This window comes from Candidatus Cloacimonadota bacterium, assembly GCA_011372345.1.
Classification (GTDB): domain Bacteria; phylum Cloacimonadota; class Cloacimonadia; order Cloacimonadales; family TCS61; genus DRTC01.
On sequence record DRTC01000162.1, the window covers coordinates 1 to 6,739 of the forward strand.

Sequence of the window (6,739 nt, forward strand, 5' to 3'; positions counted from 1 at the left end):
GGAAACGGGAATTCAGAAAATTGAAATGCAAAATAAAAAATCTCTGTGATCTCTGTGACTCTGTGGCTAATTTTGAAATTCCGATACATTCAAATAAAAATAATGTTCTTATAAAATATCGGAGGATAAAATGTTGGAGAAAAACACTCATAAAAAATTTTAAAATTATTTTAATAAGATTTTTATGGAAGGATGGTAAAGAAGTATGAATTTGAATGAAATTAAAAAAACATTTAAGAATGAATGGGTTCTGGTCGAAATTATTAGTGAAAATAAAAAAGGAACACCTACGGAAATAAAATTACTCGAACATAGTAAAAATAGAGATGATACTTATTCGGCAATGAAAAAATATTTAAAGAAATATACATATCATTTTTATACCGGTAAAATTCCCCAAAAAAAATACGCGGTAGCATTTTAATTATGAAAATATTTTTTGAAACAGATCCGAATGTGATAATTGTCGATGTATTGCTACAAAACTGTCAAATAAAGAAAAAGATCAGAATGGTTTTGGATACCGGAGCTACATATACGATGATTCCCTGGGAAGTTGCAGAAGCCCTGTCTTTGGATAAGTATGACTATAAAAATCGGATCGAGACAATAACAGCTTCGGGATTAGAAATGTCACCTTTAATAAAACTACCCGAGGTTATTGTCGGAAATTCTAAATTAAGGGATGTAGAAGTAATTGTTCATGACTTACCTCCGAAAAGCTTTGTGGATGGCTTGCTCGGATTGAGCTTCTTAAAATATTTCAATCTGAGTATTAATTTCCAAGAAAGTTGGTTTGAGTTATCTCCATATTAAAATTTCCTCGATGTTAAAACAATAAACCGAAAAACAGGTTTATCAATAGAAGGACTCAAAATTGGAAGTGATCTTCTCAAATTTGAATCCTAAAAAAAGCAGGCATCTAATCATGCCTGCTTTTTTCATTAGAGGAGATTGTTCAGAATTTCCTATTTCCAGTAACCTTTCACCCAAATCCAGCCTTGCGGAGTTTGCTTCCAGAATCCTGTTTTCCAGGTTTTTCCGTGTTTGACTTTTTTCCAATGACCATTAATCCAAACATATTTGTGTCTGCGTTTATTCCACTTCCAATAACCTGAAATCCAGACAGCTGTTTTATAGGGTTTTGCAGGTTTAACTTCAACAATGACTTTGGGTGGAGTTTGTCGGACATAAACAGTTCCGGCTGTACAGGAAGTTGTCAGGATAAATCCGAATAACAGCAACCAGTTTAATTTTCTTAAAACTTTCATCATAACCTCCATTTCAGGATTTTTCTTTTAATGACATCCTTTTCCCCAACCTTTTCTCCCTTTTTTATCTCTTTGGAATCGGTTATTAAAAAAGCGGTTTTCATATCGAAATTTATCAGCAATTTCTTTTTGTTCGGGGGTAAGTATTTCATTTTTTTTCTCTATCATTTCGAGATGATTTTTGGCTAATTCTTTTCTGATTTCAAAGATCTGATCCATTAGTGTTTTAGCTTCATCATAATTTTCATTTCGGATAGCAATTAATTTGTCGATCTCCAGCACTTCGATATCAGAATGTAATTTGATGTTCTTTTTTTGAAATTCTGTTCTGATCGATTCCATTCGTTCGATCTGGTCATCCGTTAATTCCAATTCTTCGAACATTGACGGGCTTTCTTCAAAACGATTAAATGGGACTGAACCTTTTCCTCCACCTTCGGGATAACCAAATCTCCCGCAAGGTCTTTCAAATGCAGCTAACATCGATAACAATGCTAATGCTGCAATGATCGTAACGATTGTTTTTTTCATTTTTCTTTCCTCCTGTTTTTTATTAATTCTCTAAATTTTGGAAATTTTGGTTGTTGTTTTTCCGGTTGCTGAAATTGTCTTCTACAAAAGAACCTTCTAGCCTGTTCCGGATTCATTTCTTTCCTCAATTCGATCAGTCTGAGACCGAGTTCTTTTTCCATTTTCACCTGGTTTTCCAATGTTTTTTCTAATATTAACATTAATTCTTCTTTATTAAAATCTTGAGATTTTAAAGCTTCGATAAAGGCTGTTTTTGATTTTTGGAATTTTTGCCGGAGCGGCATTATTTGCTTTTTTCCTTCCTCAATTCTTTCGATCAATTCCGGATAAGGCGAGAGAGGTTCAGGAATAGGTTGTTCGGGAAATCTCGGTCTCATCATAATTCGATGGTAAATAAATGTGCTCACAAAAGCGATATTGAAAACCATTGAAATAATAAAAAGGATGATCAAAGTTCGTTTCAGCATTATTCCTCCACCAGCAGATAATCATAAAGCGAATCTTGAGCAAATTCGATCTCCGTATTTTCCGCAGATAAAGTTGAATTATTGGAAAAAGTGATGTTGCTTAAAATAATTCCTGAAAAGAGAGAAAAAAGAATAGAAGCTGCGATCGAAAGCCTGCTGACTCTTCTCAAAAAAATAGCTTTTCGCTCATTTATAGAATGTTTCCCAACTGAAGACAGAATTTTTTCATTCAAGTTTTCAGGAACATCCTCGTTCTGATAACCGGATAAGAAAGCATTGATCTTGTTGATTTCCCTGATCTCTTTCTGGCAGTACAAACAGTCTTTTAAATGCTCTTGAATTTTGGTGAATTCCTTTTTTGATAATTCACTATCGATATATGCATTTAATTTTTTTGCATATTTGCATTTAAAAATTCTACTCATAAATCTCACCTCTACTGTTATGGACAGGATTTTCTTTCATTTCCTGCAAAATTATTTTTTTTAATTTCTTTTTTGCCCGAACCAGTTTGGAATCAATTGCAGACGGAGTCGTTAACAGCAGTTCCGCAATTTCCTTATAACTCATTTTTTGATAAAACTGCATTTCCAGAATGAAAGCCTGCTTTTCCGGCAATTTTCTCATACATTTTCTGATCAATTCGCTTTTATCGTCGGTTTCGATCTTATCTTCATATTTTGCGATATTTTCCAGGTCTTCATAATGCTGACTGAATTTTTCCTTCTTTTTGCGCGATTTGATAAGATTCAACGATTTATGATAAGCTGTCCTGAAAAGATAAGGAATGTATGTTTTTTCGTTCACATTATCCATTTTTTTATAGAAAGAAATAAATACTTCCTGCAGCAGGTCTTCAGCATCTTCGCGATTACGCAGTATTTTCAGAAGATAATTGAATATCTTCTTGTTTTCCGTACGCAGAACTACTTCAAATTTATTTCTGTCCATAATCCAACTTTTTCTTTTTCCGCTTTTTTAGACAACACAAAAAAAATTATCTGCAAAAAAAATAGATAAGTTCAATAATTAAACCTTATCAATCCTGTCTAAATTCTTTTCGAATATTTCGCGGGTAGAAATAAAAATTCTTGCCAGATAAGTCGGGATTTTTTTTTTAGGTTTAAATCTATTAAAAGTAGTAAATTAGGAAGGTGAAAGATGTCAAAGGTTTGTGATGTATGCGGAAAAAAACCTCTGGTTGGCAACCATAGAAGTCACGCTTTAAATGCAACCAAGAGGAAGTTTTATCCGAATTTAAGTACAATAAAAGCTAATATCGATGGGAAAGTAAAGAGGATAAAAATCTGTGCTTCCTGTCTTAAAGCTAATAAAGTTGCTAAAGTTTTTTAATAAAGGTTGTTAGAGATAAAAAGACCGTATTTACGGTCTTTTTTTATTTATTTGGTTTTCCGTTTTTTAAAATTTTTCAAGATTACTCAAATTATTTTTTTCAAAATCGAGGGAGAAAAAATGGAGCTATTAATTGAAAAAATCGACTTCCCGGAAGATTGTAATCTCATTTTTGGAATGTCCCATTTTATCAAAACCGTGGAAGACCTCTATGAAGCAATGGTAAATAGCTGCCCGGGAATCAAGTTTGGTTTAGCTTTTAATGAAGCATCAGGTCCGTGTCTGGTCAGGAAAGAAGGAAATGATAACGAATTGATCGAAATAGCCGTTAAGAACCAGAAAAGGTTGGGAGCAGGACACACATTTCTGATCGTGATGAGAAATGCTTTTCCCGTTAATGTCTTGCCTGCCGTTAAAACCTGTAGAGAAGTTGTCGGCATCTTTTGTGCGACTGCCAATCCGGTGCAGGTAATTCTCGTTCAAAATGAACAGGGAAAGGGTGTTCTTGGTGTGATAGACGGTTCTTCACCAAAAGGGATAGAACTCGATACTGATATTACTACTCGCAAAAAATTCCTGATCGATATCGGATATAAAAGGTGAAGCGAACTTTCCTCGCTTTGGAACTTCCTTCACAACTCAAAATTCAATTCTCCAATATTATCAGAGAATTGCAATCATCTTTTCCTAAAAGTGTAAAATGGGTTGATGCAGAAAATCTGCATATTACCTTACAATTCATCGGTGATACACAAGAAAACGATATTTCCGATCTTTCAGAATATTTTAAGGAAATTTTTGCTGAAGTTCCGGTTTTGAAATTTTCAAATCCTGAAATCCAAATAATTCCCGGCAGAAATCCGCGACTTATCTGGATCGAGATGACAACTGAAAACAAAGATATTTTCAAAGCAGCAAAAAAAATCAAGAATAAATTACATCAAATGGATTACATTCCCGATAAAAAATCATTAAGATTTCACGCTACTTTGGGAAGAATAAAAAAAAGATTGCCTGATTTTTTTATCTCACAAATTTTATCCAAGAAAATTTCAGTATTGGATTTTGAAGTTTCGGAAGCAGCTTTTTATGAAAGTATTTTGCGACCGGAAGGTCCGGTTTATTATGAAATTGAGAAATATGGACTAGGAAAAAATGTATAATACAAAAGCAATGAGTGAACTCAAAACGCTCTTGAAAAAGAGTTTTCCTGAATTTATTGAAAAGATAATTCTTTTCGGTTCGCAAATTGAAGGAACATCCAACAAATATTCTGATTACGATATTCTTTTAATCCTGAAAAAAAAATACGACTGGAAATTCAAAAACAAGGTTTACGACAAAAGTTGGGAAATCGATTTTAAATATGATATTTTGACGGATATCAGTCTAATCTCAAAAAATGAACTAAACAGCATCAAAGGGAAATTGCCCTTTATTGTAAATGCTCTCGAAAATGGTGTGGAATTATGACTTTAACCGCTAAAGAGCGAGAAATATTAATTGAGAATTATTTGCAGAAAGGAATTGAAACAATTGATAAAGTCGAATTTCTACTTCAAAATAATGAATTATCGCTGGCAATAAATCGGATTTATTATGGAATATTCTACACCATATCTGCTTTAGCCATTAAACATAAATTTTCCACATCCAAACATAATCAATTAATTGGCTGGTTTGACCGAAACATTGTGAAAGAGAAATTAGTTGATAAAAAAATCAGTAAAATTATTCATAAAGCGTTTAAAGATAGAAAAGCAGGCGATTATAATGTTCTTTCAAAATTCAGCAAAGAAGAAGTAGAACAGTCGTTTGTGGATATGAAAATCGCGATAAATGAAGTGAAGAAATTGATTGATAAACCTAATGAAGGATAAAAAATAATTGGAGGAAAACAATGCCCACAAAAGATAAAGATTCAGCCTTAAAAACTGCGATGAGCCAACTGGATAAGCAGTTTGGACTCGGAACAATAATGCGTTTGGGTGATAAGCCGAAAGCGAAAGTCGATGTCATTCCAACCGGAGCTATGAATCTCGATGCTGCTCTCGGGATCGGAGGAATTCCACGCGGAAGAATAACCGAAATCTACGGACCGGAAGCTTCAGGAAAAACCACTCTAGCTCTGCACGCAGTTTCCGAAGCCCAGAAAAAAGAAGGAGTAGTTGCTTTCATCGATGTAGAACACGCCCTCGATCCGATTTATGCAGGAAATATCGGAGTCGATACGGAAAATCTGCTGCTTTCTCAACCTGATGGAGGAGAGCAGGCATTGGAAATTGTGGAAACTCTTGTGCGCAGTAATGCTATCGATTTGATTGTTTTAGATTCTGTGGCAGCTCTTGTTCCGCGAGCAGAGATCGAAGGAAGCATGGGAGATTCGCATGTAGGTTTGCAGGCAAGATTGATGTCTCAGGCGTTGAGAAAGTTAACTGGAATCATCAGCAAATCCAATACTGCCGTGATCTTCATCAATCAGACCAGAATGAAGATCGGAGTTCCATCGTATGTGAATCCGGAAACAACGACAGGTGGAGTTGCTTTGAAGTTTTATTCATCTTTAAGAATGGAAGTTCGCAGAACCGGTTCGATCAAGCAGATCGGTTCGGATGCTGAAATTGTCGGTAATAAAACGAGAGTTAAGATTGTAAAAAACAAATTTGCACCACCATTTAAAACTGTTGAATTTCCAATAATTTTCGGAGTTGGAATTTCCCATTTTGATATTCTGATCAATATTGCTGTCCAAAACGATATTATCAAAAAAAGCGGTTCCTGGTTTTCTTACGGTGAGATGAAAATTGGTCAGGGTACGGAAAGAGTTAAAGATTTTTTAAAAGAAAATGATGAAATTTTAAAAGAGATTGAAACAAAGGTCAGAGCGATCTTAAAATTAGATGATGTTTCGGAAAATGAAATTCAGGATAAAAAATAAATCAAAAAAAATATTTATTGTATATTCTGAGGATAAAGTTTGGGGGATTTTACCAGAGAAAATCCTCCATTTTTTTTCTTTAGATATTGAAAAGGAAGTAGAATTATCTAAAGGTAAAAGCAGGGAATTAAGAAAACAGATCACAATTTATGCGTGGGATAGACTTCTGAATTTTCTTA

General features: G+C 34.1%; 13 protein-coding genes. 8 read left to right on the forward strand and 5 right to left on the reverse strand.

The features are described from left to right. Positions 1 to 205 precede the first annotated feature (205 nt). Positions 206 to 424 carry a hypothetical protein gene (locus ENL20_03105; protein HHE37545.1) on the forward strand — a complete coding sequence of 73 codons (219 nt, stop codon included), beginning with the start codon at positions 206 to 208 and terminating at the stop codon, positions 422 to 424. 2 nt (positions 425 to 426) lie between these two features. Then, positions 427 to 816, forward strand: a complete 390-nt coding sequence (locus tag ENL20_03110) for a hypothetical protein (GenBank protein ID HHE37546.1) — start codon at positions 427 to 429, stop codon at positions 814 to 816. 152 nt (positions 817 to 968) lie between these two features. On the opposite strand, the gene ENL20_03115 is transcribed toward ENL20_03110, so the two are convergent. From ENL20_03115 to ENL20_03135, 5 genes are read right to left on the reverse strand one after another with little or no spacing between them, the layout of a single operon-like run. Beyond that, a complete protein-coding gene (locus tag ENL20_03115) occupies positions 969 to 1,283 on the reverse strand; it encodes a hypothetical protein (protein HHE37547.1) in 315 nt (104 codons plus the stop codon). Between the two features lie 15 nt (positions 1,284 to 1,298). After that, positions 1,299 to 1,802 (reverse strand): hypothetical protein, encoded by a 504-nt coding sequence (locus tag ENL20_03120; GenBank protein ID HHE37548.1) that lies wholly within the window; start codon positions 1,800 to 1,802, stop codon positions 1,299 to 1,301. Next, positions 1,799 to 2,269, reverse strand: coding sequence for a hypothetical protein (locus tag ENL20_03125; protein ID HHE37549.1), 471 nt, complete (start codon positions 2,267 to 2,269; stop codon positions 1,799 to 1,801). Before ENL20_03125 ends, ENL20_03120 begins: the two co-directional genes overlap by 4 nt. Continuing rightward, positions 2,269 to 2,694 (reverse strand): hypothetical protein, encoded by a 426-nt coding sequence (locus ENL20_03130; GenBank protein HHE37550.1) that lies wholly within the window; start codon positions 2,692 to 2,694, stop codon positions 2,269 to 2,271. Before ENL20_03130 ends, ENL20_03125 begins: the two co-directional genes overlap by 1 nt. Then, positions 2,687 to 3,220, reverse strand: coding sequence for a sigma-70 family RNA polymerase sigma factor (locus tag ENL20_03135; protein HHE37551.1), 534 nt, complete (start codon positions 3,218 to 3,220; stop codon positions 2,687 to 2,689). Before ENL20_03135 ends, ENL20_03130 begins: the two co-directional genes overlap by 8 nt. Positions 3,221 to 3,430: 210 nt before the next feature. On the opposite strand from ENL20_03135, the gene rpmB reads away from it, so the two are divergent. The 6 genes from rpmB (at position 3,431) to recA (ending at position 6,560) form a co-directional block, all read left to right on the forward strand. Continuing rightward, positions 3,431 to 3,622 (forward strand): 50S ribosomal protein L28, encoded by a 192-nt coding sequence (gene rpmB, locus ENL20_03140; GenBank protein HHE37552.1) that lies wholly within the window; start codon positions 3,431 to 3,433, stop codon positions 3,620 to 3,622. Positions 3,623 to 3,742: 120 nt separating this feature from the next. Beyond that, positions 3,743 to 4,225, forward strand: coding sequence for an adenosine monophosphate-protein transferase (locus tag ENL20_03145; protein HHE37553.1), 483 nt, complete (start codon positions 3,743 to 3,745; stop codon positions 4,223 to 4,225). Continuing rightward, positions 4,222 to 4,785 (forward strand): RNA 2',3'-cyclic phosphodiesterase, encoded by a 564-nt coding sequence (gene thpR, locus ENL20_03150; protein HHE37554.1) that lies wholly within the window; start codon positions 4,222 to 4,224, stop codon positions 4,783 to 4,785. Before ENL20_03145 ends, thpR begins: the two co-directional genes overlap by 4 nt. Further along, positions 4,778 to 5,095 (forward strand): nucleotidyltransferase domain-containing protein, encoded by a 318-nt coding sequence (locus ENL20_03155; GenBank protein HHE37555.1) that lies wholly within the window; start codon positions 4,778 to 4,780, stop codon positions 5,093 to 5,095. Before thpR ends, ENL20_03155 begins: the two co-directional genes overlap by 8 nt. Next, positions 5,092 to 5,502 carry a HEPN domain-containing protein gene (locus tag ENL20_03160; protein ID HHE37556.1) on the forward strand — a complete coding sequence of 137 codons (411 nt, stop codon included), beginning with the start codon at positions 5,092 to 5,094 and terminating at the stop codon, positions 5,500 to 5,502. The genes ENL20_03155 and ENL20_03160 overlap by 4 nt, the downstream gene beginning before the upstream one ends. A gap of 20 nt (positions 5,503 to 5,522) precedes the next feature. Then, positions 5,523 to 6,560 carry a recombinase RecA gene (gene recA / locus ENL20_03165; GenBank protein ID HHE37557.1) on the forward strand — a complete coding sequence of 346 codons (1,038 nt, stop codon included), beginning with the start codon at positions 5,523 to 5,525 and terminating at the stop codon, positions 6,558 to 6,560. Positions 6,561 to 6,739: the final 179 nt, after the last annotated feature.